The organism is Hyphomicrobium sp. D-2 (assembly GCF_029872155.1).
Taxonomy (GTDB): Bacteria; Pseudomonadota; Alphaproteobacteria; order Rhizobiales; family Hyphomicrobiaceae; genus Hyphomicrobium_A.
The window spans coordinates 648,783-665,988 of sequence record NZ_JARXLA010000008.1 but is presented as its reverse complement, the minus strand read 5'-3'; the positions used below and the strand labels follow the sequence as shown (position 1 = coordinate 665,988).

Below are 17,206 nucleotides of genomic sequence, written 5' to 3'. Positions count from 1 at the left end.
GTCAGACCTTCGTGCTCGTTAGCAGCATGCGATGAAACGCTTTGATCACGCCGTTATTCAGGGAGAACGCAGCGTTGACTTCTCCCGACTTCACCAACTCACGCTCAATGCTTACGGAGTTTCCCGACTCGCTGGTGTGCCAGGCGGCCTCATTGGTCACTGCATCACCGCCGCCGTAAGCGCTTGAATCCTGCAAATGGCCAGGATCGCTGGCCGCCATATCCGGGCGAATAGCCTGCAGAACTTCCGCAAACGGCTGAACATCGCGCGCTCTGTAGCCAGGCGTGTTGGCGTGCGCGATGTTGCTGGTGATCGTTTCCTGCCGCACCGCTAGCCAGGTGTTGCGCTGAGAAGCGATGCCGAAAAGATATATTGAGTTCATGCCGATAGCCGCGCTTTATGTCTGCGTAGCTGAATACCGGCCTAAGCTTGTCCCAGGCTTGTCGCAGCCTGGTCAGCCGCTTTCCACAAAGCCAGTTCCGTGAAATCGGCCACAGGGTCAAGGCGCGCATCGGCGATAGCCTCAACCAGACGACGTGTGTTCTCGTCCGGCGAATCAGCAGCGCCTTCGAATGTCAGATAGGTAATCTCGACGCCGGCCTGTTCGGCTTCGAGAATCAGCCGGAAATAAACGCTGACGCTACGGTGCCGAAACTCCATATCCAGCGCGATAGCCGGCTGCCGATCCCACGACAACTCCACGTCGCCCGATTGGCCGAACGCAATAGTGCCGGGCTTGAAAAACAGCTCAGCTGATGAAGCAACCAGATTGGCAATATTGGCGAAGCGCTCAGTTCGGACAAACGTAATGTAGTCCGCTGGCTCCACTAGCCGAAGATCCGAAGCTAACTCTCGGATGCCGAGGCCTAATGCACGCTCACGATCGTAGGTGAATCTATTGCCGTTGCTCTTCATGTAGTCGACCCGCTGGAGGGGACCGGCTTTCCGCGAGACATCAGGTACAGGATCACGTTGGCCACAGCCCTGTAGAACTCTGGCGGAATAAGCTGATCAATCTCCACTTTATCGTACAGCGACCTTGCCAGAAGCTTGTCTTCAACAACAGGAATGTCGTGTTCTTCCGCGATCGAGCGAATTTTCAGCGCAATAATATCCAGGCCCTTTGCGACAACAACGGGAGCCTGATTTTCCGTGCGCACGTAGCGCAGCGCAATCGCATAGTGGGTCGGGTTGACGATGACGACAGTCGCTTCGGGCACACGTGCGATCATGCGCTTGCGTGCCCGATCGCGCGCCAGCGAGCGCATGCGCGATTTGACGATCGGATCGCCATCGGATTGCTTGTGCTCGTCTTTTACTTCCTGCTTGGTCATCCGCAATTCGCGCCGCCAATAGAAGCGCGACCAGAGCAGATCCAGAATGACGAGCAGCATGATGCCGACGACCACTGACGCAAACAGCCAGATGATCAGGCCCTGCAACAAGCCTGGCAGAGCGTACGGCGACATGAACATCGAATTGAAAACGTCGTAACGTGCCGCCCGCATGATGACGTAAGCGAGACACGCAAGAATAATGAACTTCGACGTTCCCTTGAGGAACTCAACCCAGCCCTGCACGCCAAATATGCGCTTCCAGCCGGACTTCAGCGAAATCCGCGATAGCTTCGGCTGCACACGGTCGATCACCATGCGCGGCTGATTCTGAATCAGCGAACTGCCTAATCCGGCTGCGGCAAGAATGAGAACGATGGGCAGCACCAGCTTGGCCGCATCGAGGTTCACGGCGCCGAAAACCTGCACCACATCGGCAGTGTTTTCCAACGACCACTTGCCGGGGTTATCGAGAAACCCCTTCAGTGAGGCGGCAAGCTCGATTGCACTCCCGACGATAAAAAATGCGGTGACGGCAATCAGGGCGGCGAGCGAGCCGAACACTGGCAGCTCTTTCGAGAACGGGACGTTGCCCTTTTCCAAGGCGTCCCGAACCTTCTTGTCGGTCGCCTCTTCTGTTTTGCTGTCCTTATCAGTGTTCTCGGACATTCACGATCAATCGGGACTGTCGTCGGTTATACGATCTTCCATCGTAATCTCGCCGCGCCCCATCAACGCCAGCACGGTGGCCACAATGGCGCGGCGTGCTTCATCAATATCCCGTGCACGGGCTGGCGGCGCTGCCTCCAACTCCGCCTCGACCATGCGGCGCTGACGCGCAGTCATCGTTTGCAGAATGGCTTCCTGCAGATCCGAATCAGCACCGTTCATCGCCAGCACGACCTGCTCGGTCGGCACCTTCTCGATGACGAGCGCCCGCGCCCTCGACTTGAGGTTCGCGATATCGGCGAACGAGAACAGCATGCTCTTGAGTTCGTTCGCATCATCGGGCCGCGTTGCGGCAATGCTTTTCAGAATCTCGTTCGCCTGAGAACCGTCCAGCTTGTTGATGATACCAGCGATTGTTTTGCGCGTTTCCGGATTTGGCGCCGCCATCATCGTGGCCATCAGATCCTCGCGGATTCCAGCTTCGATGGCTGCCATAGCGGCTGCCGAAATACCTTTTAGGCCGAGCATGCGCCGCAGCAGCGAATGGCGAGCCTCAGGATCAAGCGTGCGCAGCAACCGCGCACCAACGTTGGAATCGATGCGTGAAAGTATCACCGCAATCGTCTGCGGATGTTCCTTCAGGATCAACGGCTGCAATACGTTATCGCGCAGCGGAACCAGTCGCTCCCACACGGGCTGCGAATCATCAGGCTGATCACTCATGTATTGAGCGATCTCGTCCTCGCTCATCACATCGGTGAGCAGGCTCTTAACCTCTTCCGCCGTCCCAGCGAAATTGATGCCGCCGGTGAAGCTCTCGGCGAATTCTTCTATGAGATCCTCAACTTCATCGGAGCTCACAGGGCGCAGCTTCGAACTGGAGCGCGTCAACAGACGCAGCTCATCCGGATCGAGCCGGCGCAAAAGCTTGGCCGCCTTCGTCTTGCCCAGCGCAAGCAGAAGTATGCCGACCTTCTCCGGGCCGGTCAGAGCATGGCGCTTTCCGCCGCTGCGATGCTGGTGAGAGGCGACCATTCAGGATCTTATGCCAGAGTTTCAGCCCCGGACGGGCCCACCACTTCAGTCAGCGAAATACCCAGTCGCGATGGATCGTCATCCATGACGACCACTTCACCGCGCGCAACAACACGCCCGTTCACTATCACATCTACGGGCTCACCCAGTTTGCGATCAAGGGGTATGAGCGCGCCTCTCCCAAGTTTCATCAAGGCCGCGACAGGCATCGACGCCGAACCCAGCACGATCTTCACCGTCACCGGGATGCGCATGATCGTATCGAGGCTCAGCCCCTCCGTTGCAGGTGCAGCCGCCGCAGCAGCCGCAGCGTTAGGAATCTGATCGTAGAGCTGCGGCCCATCTGGCGCGCCCTCCGTTTGAAGATTCAACGGGTCGAAGTCAGACATTCTATTTCCTCAACGTGCACGCATATCCCAGCCCGCTCGTTAGCTGGCAAGGATATCGTTCATGAATTCCTGCTCCTGATCGATGAAATCGCGAATACGCAGCGCATAAGCGCCGTTCGACTTCCCGATCTCGCAATTGATCAGCCGCTCGCCATTACACTCGACTCGCAGAACGCTGTCCGGCGTAGCACCCAGTCTGATGACCTTACCCACGGCAAAACGCGCCACGTCTGCCAGCGTCAGCTCCTGCTCATCAAGCACCGCGACAAGGTCAACGTTAGCCCGTGACACCTCGCTTTGGATTTTCTGGCTCCAGGCCGGGTCAGGACGAACTGATTCGGGGCCGACGGTACGCGAAAGCTCGTTACGCATCGGACTGAGAACAGATTGCGACAGCATTAGTGTGACAGCGCCACCGAAACCGTGCGCAAACATGTGGAACTTCGCAACCACAACCGGAACGTTCATCCGCCCCAGCACGTCATAGCTGACGCTGTGCTCCGTTGGGCCCACGGTAAAATTCGTCGGCGCCACGCTGGCAAACGCAAGTTCCAGCGCACCCGCGAAATGATTGAAGGCGAGTTGTGCAAGCCCCAACTCGGTGCGCGTCAGCTCGCGGTCGGCCGACGGTGCAGGCTCAGAACCGTCCCCGCCGAGCAGCATCTCCACCAGCGTAAACACGAACTCATGATCTGCGCACAGGATGAGACGCGCGTTCCAGTTCGGCGCTTCCACAACGCACGCAACAGCTTGCGTCGCGCTGGAAGGCATCACAGCGTTTGGCGGACCGCTTTCTACCCCGACCAGCACGACCTCAGGTGTGGTGGAGGAAATGCTCTTGATCTGCTCGCTCCACGAGGACGCGACCTTCTGCAGAATGGTGCGCAGCATCGGCATGCGCTCGACCAAATCCTGCGGGCCGGCGAACAGGCCGTCGTTCTTTCCACGTGTCTGGGCACTCACCTGCACCATGCCTTAAGCGGCCTCCGAGGCTGCTGTATCTCCGCCGACGTTTGAGGAGCTGAGCGCAATCTGCTCGACATCGTCAATCGAGGGACGCTCGTTGAGAGAGATCGTCTTGCGACCGTGTTCAAGCGCAACCTGCGGCATCGCACCGTTCATGAACGCCAGCAGCGTCTGCTTCACGATGACGTAAGCCCGAAGCTGCTTGTCGCGCAATGTCTTGATCTTGGTCGCGACGGGAGAAACCACTGCATAAGACAGAAAAATACCGGCGAAGGTGCCTACCAGCGCCGCACCGATCAATCCACCCAGCACTTCAGGCGGCTCATCGAGCGCGCCCATCGCCTTCACAACACCCAGAACCGCAGCAACGATTCCCAACGCCGGCAATCCTTCGCCGACACTGACCAGCGCATGATAGGGCTTCATCTTGTCGGTGCGCGCCGTCTGGATCTCTTCATCCATCAACGACTCGATCTCATGCGTGCGTGCATTGCCGATGATGATGAGGCGGCAGTAATCGCAGATGAATGTCGTGAGATCCCGGTTGGCTGCAACCGATGGGAAACGCTGGAACAGAGGCGATTCGTCCGGGCTGTCAATATGCTCTTCAACCTCGTTGCGCGGCTTACTCCGCAATTCGCGCATCACGAAGTAGAGGATGCCAAGCACCTCCAGGTATTCCTGCCGCCCGGGGGCATCACCCGTAAAAGCTTCCTTAATGCCCTTACCTGTATCTTTTATCGTTTTAACAGGGTTCGCGACGATGAACGTTCCAAGCGCGGCACCGCCGATGATCACATATTCCCACGGTTGCCAAATGACGGCGACATGGCCGCCCATGGCGACAAAGCCGCCGAGCATGCACACCATCGTAACGAATAGGCCTAGGGCAATGGTCACGTGACGGAATCCGAATGATTTTATCCTGTTTGGAGTTGAAGCATCACATCCTTGCGTGAAGCTGTAGGCCGCAGGTGAACCGGTGGCGGTTCTGGCACCAGCTTCGGGAAAGCCAACACGTGCAACCTCTGCGCCACCGCTTACCCAGGAAACCCGTGCCGTGACCACCACCCTCGCCAGCTTCTACCTGATCAACAGCAACCTGCAGCGCACGCTGACCACCACGGCCAACAAGCCGATGGTTGCACGGGAAACCGAGTATTATCTGGCCAACATCGGCAACGTAAAATCAATCGACGACTTCCTCGCCAACGATCGGGTCTTCAAATATGCGATGAAGGCCTGGGGGCTGGAGGAAATGGACTACGCCAAGGCCTTCATGCGGAAGGTTCTTGAAAGCGACCTCAACGACAAATCCAGCTTCGCAAACAAACTTACCGACAAGCGTTACCTGGAATTTGCCAAGGCCTTCAATTTTCTGCCCACCGGCGACGTCGAGCTAGGCACCCTCCGCGCTCAGGATTCGGGCAGTGAAGACGCCATGATTGGCCTCTACACGCAGCAGCGCATCAGCAAAGGTGAAACTGCAGCTGCTGAAGCCAAATACTTCTCGGACAATATCGGCAGCATTACCTCGGTTGACGACCTGCTCGCTAATGAACGGCTTTTCAACTTTGCGCTTACCTCGCAGGGCCTCGACGCCAAACTTGCATCCGTGTCGGCCATTCGCAATGTTCTGACCAGCGATCTGAACGATCCGGGCAGCGTCGCCAACACCTATGGTGAGAAGTACCAGAAGCTTGCAGCTGCGTTTTCGTTTGCCGCTGATGGATCGGTAACACCGGGCAACACCGCACAGTCCGAACAGCAGACCAAGCAGATGATGCTTGCGTACTATGAGGCGACCGACGCCGATCAGTCCCCCGCCGCTGCTGTGTTCAAAACTGCCTATTTCAATCAGGCTATGGCGAGCGTCACCAACGTTGACGATCTCGCCAATAACAGTTTCCTGCGCGATTTCGTTGCCACCGCTGCCGGCCTCAATCCGCTGTACACGACGGCCGCAACGATCCGAGATATCCTCGTCAGCGATCTTGACGACCCCGATAGCATCGCCAATCAAAGCGCGCTGCACAAAGCGGTTGCTGCGACCTTCAACTTCAACACTGATGGCTCACTCGACAGCGGCGTAGTTGCACAAGACACCGCCCAGGCAAAAGCGCTGAGCGATCTCTTCACAAAGTATCACGATGGCGATTCCATCAGCGCGGAGCAGACCAGCACCGATTATTATCGGAGTGCGATGAAATCCGTGCAGCACGTTGATACGCTTCTGTCGGACAGCAAGCTCTATAACTTCATCCTGTCAGCTTTCGACATTGACCCGGACGAAGTTTCGAAAACCAAGATCAAGCGGATACTTCTCAGCGATCCTTCAAGCGTTACCAGCTATGCAAATCTGCTGCAGGATTCGCGCTTCAAAGACCTTGCCGCGGCTTTCAACTTCGATTCCGATGGCTTTGCTCTCGGCGCTCGGCAGGTTCAGACCGCTGATGGCGCCAAGAACGCGATAGCGCTCTACAAGGCAACGCTGGGCGATTCTGCATCGGCACAGACGCTCGGCAACGCCGAAGCGCAGTACTATGATCGCACAATTCTCACGCTGTCGTCTGTCGACCAGCTGCTTAAGAACGAGCGACTGAAGAGCTTCATCGTCAAGGCTTACGGCCTGAAAGACGCAACCAACGACACGCTGCGCAAGATATTCACCAGCGACCTTCTCGATGAGCGCAGCTTTGTGAATAAGTCGGGCAATGAAGCATACAAAGCTCTAGCTGCAGACTTCAAGTTCGACACTGACGGCTCAGTTCGCAGAGCCGAGCTTGGCGTTGCGCAGAGCAAACCCGATATCATGCGGACCCGCGCGCTCTACTATCGCCAGGCCGTTGAAGAGGATGCTGGCAACGAGAACGAAGGCGTGCGGCTTGCGCTCTATTTCGACCGCAAGGCTGCAACAATCACGTCGCCGTATTCGATCCTTGCCGACAAGGCACTGCTTCAGGTTGTGCAGACCGCGCTGAGGCTGCCAACGCAGATGTCACTGCTCGATATCGACCGTCAGGCAGAAATGATCACTAAAGCGCTCGACGTCAAAGACTTCAGCGATCCAAGCAAAGTAAAGGCGTTCCTCACCCGCTTCACGGCCGCATGGGAAATGGACAACTCGACGGCCAGTCAGTCGTCGGCCAGCATCCTTATCGGCCAGCCTCTTGAAGCGAGTATCAGCACCAGTCTGCTGACCAACATCCAAAATCTAAGGTTGGGCGGAGCCTAATGCAGCCAGCACTCTACGTTACACTCTCGTCGCAGATGTCACTTCAGCGGCGCCTGGAAACCATTGCGAACAACGTCGCAAACTCTTCAACTCCCGGCTTTCGACGCGAGGAAATCAAGTTCGAAACGCTGCTGAGCCAATCATCGACGGAACCGGTCGCATTCGCTTCTGACGGTGCTTCCTTCATCAAGCGCGACGCGGCTCAAGTCACTCCAACCGGCAATCCTCTGGATATGGCGGTTCAGGGCGATGCCTGGTTTGCAATTCAAACGCCCGCTGGCACCGCCTACACCCGCGATGGCCGCATGCAGATCACTGCTGAAGGCGAGCTGCATTCAATTGCCGGCTATCCGATACTGGATGTTGGCGGCGCGCCACTCCAGATCAATCCGAACGGCGGTCCGATCACCATCGGCAACGACGGTATGGTCACGCAGGATAACAATCAGCTCGGCGCGGTTGGTCTCTTCACTATCGACCCCAAAGCGAAGCTGAGCCGCTTTGATAATTCCGCCGTCATTCCCGATCTCGCTGCGATCCCCGCACTCGACTTCAATCGCGTTGGAGTAACGCAGGGCCACATTGAAGGCTCGAACGTCAACCCAATGTGGGAAATGTCACAACTGATCATGGCGTCACGACATTACGACATGGTGTCGAACGCGATGAACCAATCCGACGACACAATGCGCGAAGCTATTAAATCGCTATCGCCGACTTCGTAATAGAGCGCTGCATTGACAAACGCCCCCCTTCCCTCATCGACATTATCCAGGCTGGCTACCCGCGTGTCCGCCGCTGTTGCGACGCAGCCCCTGGTGCTTGCTGGTGGAACCATCACTCAGGTAACACCGGCATTCTGCAATGCTTCCGGGCTGTCGCCGTTTGTTAAGCTGGGTGACCGCGTCACGATAGGCGGCGAGCACGGGGCGCCATCTCAGCTAGGTGAAGTGATCCGGCTTGAAGAGGCGCAGGTAACGATCAAAACTTTCCAGGAGCCGATCACCGCCGGGCTGGGTGCTAAGGCGTGGAAGATGGGCCAAGCTGCCATTTATCCGCATCCGTCCTGGAAGGGGCACGTGTTCAACGCGCTCGGCATTCCGATCGGCGAAGATGTTTCACTTGCGCACGGAGACCAGCCTGCATTCCCCGACCGCAACGCACCGTCTGCTCTGCGCCGCCAACGCATAAACGCGCCCATCAAGACTGGTGTGCGCGCCGTTGATCTCTTCACGCCCATCTGTCTCGGCCAGCGCATCGGCATTTTTGCCGGTTCCGGTGTTGGCAAATCCACGCTGCTGGCCATGCTCTCTCGCGCGCAGGGTTTTGACACCGTCGTCATCGCGCTGGTTGGCGAGCGCGGGCGCGAAGTGCGTGAGTTTCTGGAAGATACGCTTGGCGAAAGCCGCGAGCGGGTCATCGCCGTCGTATCCACCGGCGATGAAAGCCCGATGATGCGGCGCCTGGCGCCCAAAACGGCAACCTGCATTGCTGAGTATTTTCGCGATCGCGGCGACAAGGTTCTGCTGATCGTCGATTCCATAACCCGCTTTGCCCACGCCGCGCGCGAAGTTGCGCTTGCCGCTGGCGAGCCTCCCGTTGCGCGCGGCTATACGCCAAGCGTGTTCAGCAATCTGCCCAATCTGCTTGAGCGCGCAGGCCCCGGTGAAATCGGAACGGGTTCTATCACTGGCATCTATTCGGTTCTTGTCGATGGTGATGATCACAACGATCCGATAGCCGACAGCATCCGCGGCACGCTTGACGGTCATATCGTGCTTGAGCGTAGCATCGCCGATCAAGCGCGCTATCCCGCTATCAATGTGATGACATCAATTTCCCGTCTCGCCCAACACGCATGGACGCCGGAAGAAACAACGCTGATCGGCAAATTGCGTTCTCTGATCGCGCGTTTCGAAGATACCCGCGATCTTCGTTTGATGGGCGGCTACCGCACAGGCTCCGACGTAGAACTCGACAAGGCAATTGAGATCGTTCCGCGGTTGTTTGATGCGCTCAAGCAATCGCCGCCAGACCCGCAGAGCACCGATGCATTTCAAGAGGTCGCGCGCGCCCTGCAAAATGCTGCCGCCGCAGCGGGTGCGCCACCACCGCAACAGCAGCAGTAGCATCAGATAAAGTGCAGCGCCGCAGCAACGCGTGCACGTAATGCGCCTGCGCTGGCAACTTACATCCATGCAACGGGTGACAACGCAGCCTAAGGCGCGCTCTAGAATTCAGGGCGTGCCTTGACCTGTTCCATGCCCTGTCGCGTCTGATCTTTAGAGACGAAGTTAAATTTCTCAATCAATACATCCGCCACAAAATCATGGCCGAAGCGCTCATTCACGCGCTTCTTGATCGCTGACGTCAGCTTCTGGAAATCCTGCTTTTTGGAACCGCTCAGCGTCTCCGCATCGGTTGCATAGATCGTGCGGAATGCCGCATCCAGCAGAAACACGTCTGGCGTAATCGACATCCGATTCACAATCTCGGAGTTCATCGTGAACGTGAACTGGGCGAGCACGTATCCTTGCACCCCACCGTTATCGATGACGGGCACACTGATCGTGCTTGTCTGCATCGACCGCAAACCGCCAAAGAGCTGATCCACTTCCGTTGCCGGTGTGGTCTTGGATTCCCACATCGTCGCCGCGTAGGTGGAAAGCGCCGTCACCAGGCAGATCCACAGCCCTGTGGCAATCAGGCGGATCATCGTTGGCCACCGCCGCTACCAAGGTGCTCCGAATACGTGCCATCCCAATCGCGATCACGGATTGTATCGGCTACGATGGTCGCAACTTCGCGCACAGCGTCCAGGTGGAGCTGCAGCATCGCCTGATTTCTCTCCAGCTTGCCGCGCAGCCCCCGCAAGCGCGCGGCAATGTCCTCATCCAGCATGCCGCCATCCAGCGCGCGAGCTGCCAACCCCAGCTCCAGCAATGCCTGACTTTTGCGGTTGTTCGAGTCCTTGAGGTCAATTTCGCTTCTGGAGCGCAGAGCCTCTGTTTCCTGATCCACCAGCAGCTCTATCCGCCGCATGGTTGTGGTCATGGAGTTCATCAGCGCCCGCCGTTTGCGCTCTGCTCCAGTTTCATTGGCCATCATGCGTCACCGATGTTCTTGTTTGCTGCGGCGCGAGCAGATGTCAGCGCATTCTGACCCGCTTCAATTTGTTCTGCTATGCCAAGCGCACCAGATTTCGCGATCTGCTCAGCAATCTTTTCGGCCAGCATCGACTTCCACATGTTGCCGGCTGTGCCGCTGCCGAACATCGCCTGGCTGTCTTTCGGCATCATTTCTTCGACCATGTTCTGTAGCAATACGGCTTCGAACTGCGTGTAGACATTCGACTCGCTGCTGGACGATTCAATCACGCGCGTGCGCGGTGTGTGAGCCGCCACCTGCGGCTGCGCTTCTGCCCTTGGCGAACCGGAATCGCTGACGTGCGCAGACCAGGAATCGGAAGCAACCCCTTCTGATCGATCAAACTGCCTGGTAGCGGATGCATTTGATGCTGTAGCCAACTCCGACTTGCCGTTATTCAGTTTTTGAAGCTTCGCCATTGCTTCACGTTGCCTGGCGGCATCGGCGGCATTGGCGACGCCGAGAACGAGATCGGAGCCGATTATCATACCCTGCAAATATCCTTGGGCGATCCATGGGAGCTGTAACAACATGGTCGCCTAAAAAGCTTATGGGAGGCTTGCGTCGCCCTTCATCAGTATACGTTCAATCGCCTCGAGCAACGCCTTTTCCTCTACTGCACGCTTATGTTGCACTTCGTATTCCTTCGTCAGGCGTTCTGAAAACTTTGCCCGCGTTGCCACCGTGCGCAGCGAAGCTGATCGCGCAGTTATTTCCGTCTCCAGCGCGCGCTGCTGATCATCAAGCTTACGAAGTCGCTTTAACACCATTGGCGTTGGCAGCGTCTGCATCTCAGCGGCACCGCTCAGTGTTTCAATAAGGTTGCCCTGCTCCTCGCGCAGCTCTGCCTGCTGCCACCGCGCTGACGTCAGCTTTTCCTCTTCAAGCTTTTGCATCTCTCGATTGAGTTTCAGCAGTCGCTGCGCCTTCGCCAAACGTATCCGGGTCATCGCCTACAGCCTTTGCAGCCACTGGGAGAATGTCACGATGAAAATCTGCAGGAACTCAGCCGACGTAAAATACAGAATGAACCCGCCGCCCGCGAGCACGAACGGGATCGAAATAAAGTAGACCGGGATCTGCGGCGTGAGCTTGCCCAGAATCCCGAACAGCAGATTGACGAGCAGCGAGTAGACGATAAACGGCGAGCAGATCCGCAAGGCCAGCATAAAGCCATCCGTGACGGCATCGACCAGCTTCACCAGCCCGAAATTCGCCGCGAGTTGGTGCGGCACCGGAACCGTGCCGTACGAATCGACCACCGCGCGCAACATTTCCCAATGCAGCTCGGTGAGAAATATCAACACCGTGGCAGTCAACGTTATCAACGTCGTCAAGCTGGCAGCCGGCTCGTCCTCGTCAATCATCGTATCGGGCGTATTGGAAAGGCCGATCAGCATTCCGATCGCCGCACCGGCAAACTGCAGCGACAGCAAAAACATGCGCGCCATCAGGCCAAGTATTGCGCCGACAAGCGCCTCCGATGCCACCAAGCCCAACAGCGCAACCGGCGCAACGTTGCCCGTAGTTGCGGGCTCCACCTCTGGAACCAGCAACGGCGCCAGTGCAAATGTCAGCGACACCGCGATAAACAGACGAACCCGCATCGGCACGCGCTGCGCGCCGAACCCCGGCATCAGCATCAGGCAAGTGCCAATGCGGCAGAAAATCAGAAACGTGGCCAGTACAGTGGTCGGGCCAATCGCTGTCACGAAATCGTACCGAGAGACTTTATCTGCACGCCGCGCGCGATTTCCAGATGCGACAGCACCGGCAGCGTTGCGAACAAACGCTCGGTAATCATGCGTACGTACGGTCGTGCATCCGGCGCAGCGACCAGCACGAACTTGTGGCGCTGATCCATGAGCTTGCGGATTGCTGTCGTCGCTTCGGTGCTAAACTGCTCGATCTGCTTGGGGTCGATGTCGAACTCAACCACTTCACCCTTGGGATCGCGACGCAAGGCCTGGTGGAAGGCCAACTCCCACCGATTGCCGAGACGCAGCACCTTAAGTTCGCCACCTTCAGACGACTCGCCGCAAATCTGCTGCGCCATACGCAGTCGCACATGCTCCGCAATCTGCTCGGCACGCGATGCATGTGGCGCGATCTCCGCAATCGCCTCAAGAATGAGATGCAGGTTTCGGATCGAGATCCGTTCGGCCAGCAGCAGCTTCAACACAGCCTGCAAGCCCGAGTATGAAATACGCGACGGGATGATTTCCTCAATGAGGCGGCGATACTCAGGTTCAAGCCGATCCAGCAGCGTGCGCATGTCCTTGTAGGACAGCATCTGCGCCAGATTGTTGCGGATTACCTCACCCAGATGCGTCAGCAGCACCGACATGTTGTCGACAGCAGTGAAGCCATCACGCTGCAATGCGCCCATGAACATTTCCGAGGTCCACATGGCTTTCATGCCGAAGGCCGGTTCGCGCGCCTCATCACCCGGAACGTCCGGCGCCGGCCCATCACCAACGATGACCATCACATCGCCGATGCGCAGCTCTTCACTCGCAACGACGGTGCCATGGATTTTGATCTGATAACTCTTCGGCGGAATCGACAAGTCGTCCGTGAGACGTATTTCCGGCACCACGAATCCGTACTGACGCGCGAACTTGTGGCGCATTTTGCTTACGCGCTGCGCGAGCTCGTTATGTGCCGACAACAGCGTGCCCGAAATCTGCTTGCCGAGGCAAAGTTCCAGCTCAACGGTCTTGAGCGATTCCTTTACCGACTGGCGAACTTCTTCCTCTGCCTGGTTCTTGGCCTCAAGCTCAAGCGCTTCTTCGTGCGCCTTGGCTGCAGCGGCGCGGCGCGGAATTGCATAGGCCACAAAGCCCATGGCACTGCCGAGAACTGCGAAGGGCAGAAACGGCAGACCCGGCGCAACCGCCAGCACGAACATAACGACAGCTGCCAGCGACAATGCCCTGGGATGATTGCCAAGCTGACCGAATACCGCCTTATCGGCGCTTCCTCGCGTGCCACCCTTTGAAACAAGAAGGCCGGCCGCGAGCGCAATAATCAGCGCTGGTATCTGCGTTACAAGGCCGTCGCCCACCGACAGCTTGGTGAACACGTCAACCGCATCTGACACTGACATGTCATGGCGCGTAACGCCGATGATGATCCCGCCAAAAATGTTGATCGCGGTGATGATAAGACCTGCAATCGCATCGCCGCGCACGAACTTCGACGCACCGTCCATGGAACCGAAGAACGAGCTTTCTTCTTCCAACTCACGGCGACGGTGCATGGCCTCCTTTTCATCGATGAGGCCCGCGGATAGATCGGCATCGATCGCCATCTGCTTGCCGGGAATGGCGTCGAGGGTGAAGCGCGCGCCCACTTCGGCGATTCGCGTGGCACCCTTTGTGATGACGATGAAGTTCACGGTGATCAGAATCAGGAACACGATGGTTCCGATAATGAAATCGCCGCTCATCACGAAGCTGGAGAACCCCGCGATGACGTGTCCAGCAGCATCATGTCCATTGGCGCCTTCAGCAAGAATAAGGCGCGTGGTGGCGATATTCAGCGCCAATCGCAATATCGTTGCAATCAGCAGCACGGTTGGGAATGCGGAGAAGTCCAGCGGGCGCTGAATCCACAGCGCCACCATCAGAACAAGAACAGCCAGCGCGATGGAAAAGGCCAGGCCAATGTCAATGATGGCCGCCGGCAGCGGCAAAAACAGCACCGCCAGAATAAGAACGATACCGATGGCGAGGCTTACGTCGTGGTTTCCGCCACGTTTGCGCGGTACCGCCCCTGCTGCAACAACGCTTTCGGCCATGCTCTCCCCCACTTAGACGCGAAAGAGATAGATGCCGAAGCTTGCGCGAAGGTCGCCCGCAATGAGTGCTGTTAGAAACCTTGCTCGATGCGGCCGTAAATCTGCTCGGCAAACGTGTAGATCACGGTTCCGATAAACGGCGCCATCAGCGATGCCACAAGCAATGTGGCAACGATCTTGGGAATGAACGTGAGCGTAATTTCCTGCACCTGTGTCAACGCTTGCAACAGGGCGATAACGACGCCCACCAGCATCGCGACAACAACGGCAGGGCTGGACGCAACAATAATGGTCCAGATAGCCGCCTGAACGAGATCCAGAGCATCAGCTTGGTTCATCAGGAAATTTCCACGCCCGCGCCCAGCAGAATCTCGGTGCCATCCTCAAGCACCGCCACGGTGCCACCGGAAATGATGCGCACCGACTCAATCTTACCGCTGAAACCATCTTCAAGCAGCGTGAGATTGCGCCCTACCAGGCTGTCAGCCTGCGATAGCGCCATCGAGGTCATCAGCGAATCAAGCTTCGCGTTGGTCTGCATGCTCTGCTCGACACCGGAGAACGATGCCAGCTGACCGATCCATTGCGCCGGATCCGTCGGATTGGTTGGATCCTGATTCTTCATCTGCGCAATCAGAAGTCGCAGAAAGGTATTGTAGTCAATCGTTGCGCCGGTTCCAGCCTGCGTGCTGCTTTGGGTGTTAGATTTCTGCTGCGTGCTCTCAGCACCCGTTGTTGCAGGAACGTACATCAGCGGACCTCGCATTCATGCTGGATTTCCGAGCGCTCAGGGCGCGTACCCTGTGCGATGATCTCATCTTCGATTACAAACAGCGGGCGCAGGACCTTGAGCGCATCGAAGGGGCGACCCCGTTCGAACGCATCTCCCACTTCAACCAGCCCGTTGATGATTGTCGAGTTCTTGAACGATGCCAGCAGCGCCGCATGGGCGGAGTGGAACATCGACCTTGCGTCCTCGCTGTTCGCTGGATCGATAAGCACCGTCTGAATGATAAAATAGAGCTGGCGCAGCGGCGTATGCGTATCGCTAGGCTGCAGCACGTGATGCTCAAGCAGGAACGTCACGTCATTCAGAAACTCGATTGAGACTTTGCGATCAACCTTGAGCACCGCGCCATTGACATAAATGCGGCCGCCGGGCTTCAGAGAAATCTGCAGCTTTTTCATTGCAGACCTTCATATAACGCCGTTGTGACGTCGATCAGCGGTTTAAAATCCGCCGTCTTACCCAAACGGATGTTCTCAGCTTCACGCACGGCCCAGATGCCGATCGAAATAATCTGCGCACGCAGTTCATCGGGCAGCGCATTGTCAGGGCTTGCCAGATCCTCCAGAAGCGCAGCCCACAGGCGTCGACTGAACGTCAGCGCCTCGACGGCTTCGATGGAGTTCGGTCCCTTTTCATCAGCGGCTTTCAGCAATTCGATGCTGCGCTCAAAAACCTGCCGCTCACGCTCGCGCGCAACCTTCGGGCTGGTCTCAAGCACATCGGCATAGGAGAATTGATACATGTTTCCATCTCACTTACGAATTGCTACGCGCTAATACTCTATGCTCATCAGATATACTTCAGCAGGCTAAGCCCCATGATACGTGACGTCAGTGCGTATGAGATTTCCATCTGAGTCAGCATCTGATTAATTCGTACGGCTGCCTCGTTAGGATCAACCTCTTCCAGTGTTTTCACCTGACGCGTAAGAATATCGACCTGGAGCTTCATGCGTTCACTAGCGTCACCGACGCGCTGTTCAGATATGCCGAGCCGCGCCTGCAGATCGCCAACCTCCTGTATCGCTTCGTTCACAAGCTGGGTGGCTTTGTCGATGATAACTTCGAACGCCGGCTGCCCGAGGTTCTCAACGCCAAGGTCGGCAATCATCGTGTATGCCTGAGCAAACTTGCGGAAGGCTGACTCATTGGCGTTGGTTGATGTCTCAAGCAGCTCTGAACTTGAAATTCGGCTGCGAGCATTCTGCGACGATGCCGACGACCAATCCGAAGTCCATGCCGGATCGGCAAACAAATCTGAGAACGTCGTGTCCAGGAACGTCTGCATGTCAGCGGCACTGATGTTAGCCGCAGCGGGATCGTCTTGATAGATCCTGAACTCGGCAAAGAAGGCGTTGGCAACGCTCTGCTTGCTCGCACTGGTCGGTGTGCTGAAGTAATCGGCAACCGGCTTCACGTCGGAATTGACACCTGCAAACAGATAGCCATCCCCAAACGCCATGTTCATGGCATCGATAAAGCCATCGAGTCGCGATTGTGCTTCGGCTTTAACGTTGAGAGCACTTGCGCCGCCCACACGCGAACCGAGGAGCTGGCCGACAAAATCGCGCCCGGTATCAACCAGGTTCTGAAGCACCGACTGAGATGATTTAAGGCGTGAGGCTACCGTGCTGTTGGTGTCGATTATGGTGTTGAGACGGGCAAACTCCTGCCGCAGCGAGATTGTGTCGCCCGCTTTGTAACCAAGCGTTTTCCCGACATCCGCATACCGGCTTGTCGTCATTTCCAGGTGCGCATCGGCAAGCTGTTGCTGCACCTTCGCCAAAGCCTGGCGGGTAGCGACCGACATGGAATTTGTGGAGATGAATGTTGTCTTCAC

21 protein-coding genes are annotated in these 17,206 nt (G+C 57.1%); 3 read left to right on the top strand and 18 right to left on the bottom strand.

The annotated features are described in order from the left end of the window. Nucleotide 1 precedes the first annotated feature (1 nt). Genes QEZ49_RS15550 through motA form a run of 7 tightly spaced genes read right to left on the bottom strand, consistent with a single transcriptional unit; the run spans nt 2 to nt 5,293 of the window. A complete protein-coding gene (locus QEZ49_RS15550) occupies nt 2-382 on the bottom strand; it encodes a flagellar basal body protein (RefSeq protein ID WP_280388276.1) in 381 nt (126 codons plus the stop codon). Between the two features lie 41 nt (nt 383-423). Then, nucleotides 424-915, bottom strand: coding sequence for a hypothetical protein (locus QEZ49_RS15545; protein WP_280388275.1), 492 nt, complete (start codon nt 913-915; stop codon nt 424-426). Next, nucleotides 912-2,003 (bottom strand): flagellar biosynthesis protein FlhB, encoded by a 1,092-nt coding sequence (flhB, locus tag QEZ49_RS15540; RefSeq protein WP_280388274.1) that lies wholly within the window; start codon nt 2,001-2,003, stop codon nt 912-914. Before flhB ends, QEZ49_RS15545 begins: the two co-directional genes overlap by 4 nt. A 6-nt stretch (nt 2,004-2,009) precedes the next feature. Further along, nucleotides 2,010-3,038 carry a FliG C-terminal domain-containing protein gene (locus QEZ49_RS15535; protein WP_280388273.1) on the bottom strand — a complete coding sequence of 343 codons (1,029 nt, stop codon included), beginning with the start codon at nt 3,036-3,038 and terminating at the stop codon, nt 2,010-2,012. Between the two features lie 8 nt (nt 3,039-3,046). Beyond that, the gene (gene fliN, locus QEZ49_RS15530; RefSeq protein WP_280388272.1) at nt 3,047-3,427 is read right to left on the bottom strand and encodes a flagellar motor switch protein FliN; all 381 of its coding nucleotides are present in this window, start codon (nt 3,425-3,427) and stop codon (nt 3,047-3,049) included. A 39-nt stretch (nt 3,428-3,466) separates the two neighbouring features. After that, on the bottom strand, nt 3,467-4,399 hold the full coding sequence (locus QEZ49_RS15525; protein ID WP_280388271.1) for a FliM/FliN family flagellar motor switch protein: 933 nt from the start codon (nt 4,397-4,399) through the stop codon (nt 3,467-3,469). A gap of 3 nt (nt 4,400-4,402) precedes the next feature. After that, a complete protein-coding gene (motA, locus tag QEZ49_RS15520; RefSeq protein WP_280388270.1) occupies nt 4,403-5,293 on the bottom strand; it encodes a flagellar motor stator protein MotA in 891 nt (296 codons plus the stop codon). A gap of 160 nt (nt 5,294-5,453) precedes the next feature. On the opposite strand from motA, the gene QEZ49_RS15515 reads away from it, so the two are divergent. The 3 genes from QEZ49_RS15515 (at nt 5,454) to fliI (ending at nt 9,757) form a co-directional block, all read left to right on the top strand. Beyond that, the gene (locus tag QEZ49_RS15515; RefSeq protein ID WP_280388269.1) at nt 5,454-7,628 is read left to right on the top strand and encodes a DUF1217 domain-containing protein; all 2,175 of its coding nucleotides are present in this window, start codon (nt 5,454-5,456) and stop codon (nt 7,626-7,628) included. Further along, nucleotides 7,628-8,353: a flagellar basal-body rod protein FlgF gene (flgF, locus tag QEZ49_RS15510; RefSeq protein WP_280388268.1), complete on the top strand. Its 726-nt coding sequence runs from the start codon at nt 7,628-7,630 to the stop codon at nt 8,351-8,353. Before QEZ49_RS15515 ends, flgF begins: the two co-directional genes overlap by 1 nt. A gap of 63 nt (nt 8,354-8,416) precedes the next feature. After that, nucleotides 8,417-9,757, top strand: coding sequence for a flagellar protein export ATPase FliI (fliI, locus tag QEZ49_RS15505; RefSeq protein ID WP_280388267.1), 1,341 nt, complete (start codon nt 8,417-8,419; stop codon nt 9,755-9,757). A 101-nt stretch (nt 9,758-9,858) separates the two neighbouring features. On the opposite strand, the gene QEZ49_RS15500 is transcribed toward fliI, so the two are convergent. The 11 genes from QEZ49_RS15500 to QEZ49_RS15450 form a co-directional block, all read right to left on the bottom strand. Further along, nucleotides 9,859-10,344 carry a hypothetical protein gene (locus QEZ49_RS15500; RefSeq protein ID WP_068462052.1) on the bottom strand — a complete coding sequence of 162 codons (486 nt, stop codon included), beginning with the start codon at nt 10,342-10,344 and terminating at the stop codon, nt 9,859-9,861. Continuing rightward, complete coding sequence (locus QEZ49_RS15495) at nt 10,341-10,733, bottom strand: flagellar protein FlgN (protein WP_280388266.1); 393 nt, start codon at nt 10,731-10,733, stop codon at nt 10,341-10,343. The genes QEZ49_RS15500 and QEZ49_RS15495 overlap by 4 nt, the downstream gene beginning before the upstream one ends. Then, nucleotides 10,733-11,263 (bottom strand): rod-binding protein, encoded by a 531-nt coding sequence (locus QEZ49_RS15490; protein WP_280388265.1) that lies wholly within the window; start codon nt 11,261-11,263, stop codon nt 10,733-10,735. Before QEZ49_RS15490 ends, QEZ49_RS15495 begins: the two co-directional genes overlap by 1 nt. Before the next feature lie 60 nt (nt 11,264-11,323). After that, on the bottom strand, nt 11,324-11,725 hold the full coding sequence (locus QEZ49_RS15485) for a hypothetical protein (protein ID WP_280388264.1): 402 nt from the start codon (nt 11,723-11,725) through the stop codon (nt 11,324-11,326). A 3-nt stretch (nt 11,726-11,728) separates the two neighbouring features. Then, on the bottom strand, nt 11,729-12,487 hold the full coding sequence (locus QEZ49_RS15480) for a flagellar biosynthetic protein FliR (RefSeq protein WP_280388263.1): 759 nt from the start codon (nt 12,485-12,487) through the stop codon (nt 11,729-11,731). Continuing rightward, on the bottom strand, nt 12,484-14,577 hold the full coding sequence (gene flhA / locus QEZ49_RS15475; protein WP_280388262.1) for a flagellar biosynthesis protein FlhA: 2,094 nt from the start codon (nt 14,575-14,577) through the stop codon (nt 12,484-12,486). The genes QEZ49_RS15480 and flhA overlap by 4 nt, the downstream gene beginning before the upstream one ends. Before the next feature lie 71 nt (nt 14,578-14,648). After that, complete coding sequence (gene fliQ / locus QEZ49_RS15470) at nt 14,649-14,915, bottom strand: flagellar biosynthesis protein FliQ (protein WP_068462042.1); 267 nt, start codon at nt 14,913-14,915, stop codon at nt 14,649-14,651. Beyond that, entirely contained in the window at nt 14,915-15,328 is a 414-nt protein-coding gene (gene flgD / locus QEZ49_RS15465; protein ID WP_280388261.1) for a flagellar hook assembly protein FlgD, read from the bottom strand. Before flgD ends, fliQ begins: the two co-directional genes overlap by 1 nt. Then, nucleotides 15,328-15,765, bottom strand: coding sequence for a flagellar biosynthesis repressor FlbT (flbT, locus tag QEZ49_RS15460; protein WP_280388260.1), 438 nt, complete (start codon nt 15,763-15,765; stop codon nt 15,328-15,330). Before flbT ends, flgD begins: the two co-directional genes overlap by 1 nt. Then, nucleotides 15,762-16,109, bottom strand: a complete 348-nt coding sequence (gene flaF, locus QEZ49_RS15455; RefSeq protein WP_280388259.1) for a flagellar biosynthesis regulator FlaF — start codon at nt 16,107-16,109, stop codon at nt 15,762-15,764. The genes flbT and flaF overlap by 4 nt, the downstream gene beginning before the upstream one ends. 47 nt (nt 16,110-16,156) lie before the next feature. Next, nucleotides 16,157-17,206: a flagellar hook-associated family protein gene (locus QEZ49_RS15450; RefSeq protein WP_280388258.1), complete on the bottom strand. Its 1,050-nt coding sequence runs from the start codon at nt 17,204-17,206 to the stop codon at nt 16,157-16,159.

Bases quoted from the DNA above. Each gene is read 5' to 3' on its own strand.
- QEZ49_RS15550 (WP_280388276.1), bottom strand. From the start codon at position 382: ATGAACTCAATATATCTTTTCGGCATCGCTTCTCAGCGCAACACCTGG.
- QEZ49_RS15545 (WP_280388275.1), bottom strand. From the start codon at position 915: ATGAAGAGCAACGGCAATAGATTCACCTACGATCGTGAGCGTGCATTA.
- flhB (WP_280388274.1), bottom strand. From the start codon at position 2,003: ATGTCCGAGAACACTGATAAGGACAGCAAAACAGAAGAGGCGACCGAC.
- QEZ49_RS15535 (WP_280388273.1), bottom strand. From the start codon at position 3,038: ATGGTCGCCTCTCACCAGCATCGCAGCGGCGGAAAGCGCCATGCTCTG.
- fliN (WP_280388272.1), bottom strand. From the start codon at position 3,427: ATGTCTGACTTCGACCCGTTGAATCTTCAAACGGAGGGCGCGCCAGAT.
- QEZ49_RS15525 (WP_280388271.1), bottom strand. From the start codon at position 4,399: ATGGTGCAGGTGAGTGCCCAGACACGTGGAAAGAACGACGGCCTGTTC.
- flgF (WP_280388268.1), top strand. From the start codon at position 7,628: ATGCAGCCAGCACTCTACGTTACACTCTCGTCGCAGATGTCACTTCAG.
- QEZ49_RS15500 (WP_068462052.1), bottom strand. From the start codon at position 10,344: ATGATCCGCCTGATTGCCACAGGGCTGTGGATCTGCCTGGTGACGGCG.
- QEZ49_RS15495 (WP_280388266.1), bottom strand. From the start codon at position 10,733: ATGGCCAATGAAACTGGAGCAGAGCGCAAACGGCGGGCGCTGATGAAC.
- QEZ49_RS15490 (WP_280388265.1), bottom strand. From the start codon at position 11,263: ATGATAATCGGCTCCGATCTCGTTCTCGGCGTCGCCAATGCCGCCGAT.
- QEZ49_RS15485 (WP_280388264.1), bottom strand. From the start codon at position 11,725: ATGACCCGGATACGTTTGGCGAAGGCGCAGCGACTGCTGAAACTCAAT.
- flhA (WP_280388262.1), bottom strand. From the start codon at position 14,577: ATGGCCGAAAGCGTTGTTGCAGCAGGGGCGGTACCGCGCAAACGTGGC.
- fliQ (WP_068462042.1), bottom strand. From the start codon at position 14,915: ATGAACCAAGCTGATGCTCTGGATCTCGTTCAGGCGGCTATCTGGACC.
- flgD (WP_280388261.1), bottom strand. From the start codon at position 15,328: ATGTACGTTCCTGCAACAACGGGTGCTGAGAGCACGCAGCAGAAATCT.
- flbT (WP_280388260.1), bottom strand. From the start codon at position 15,765: ATGAAAAAGCTGCAGATTTCTCTGAAGCCCGGCGGCCGCATTTATGTC.
- flaF (WP_280388259.1), bottom strand. From the start codon at position 16,109: ATGTATCAATTCTCCTATGCCGATGTGCTTGAGACCAGCCCGAAGGTT.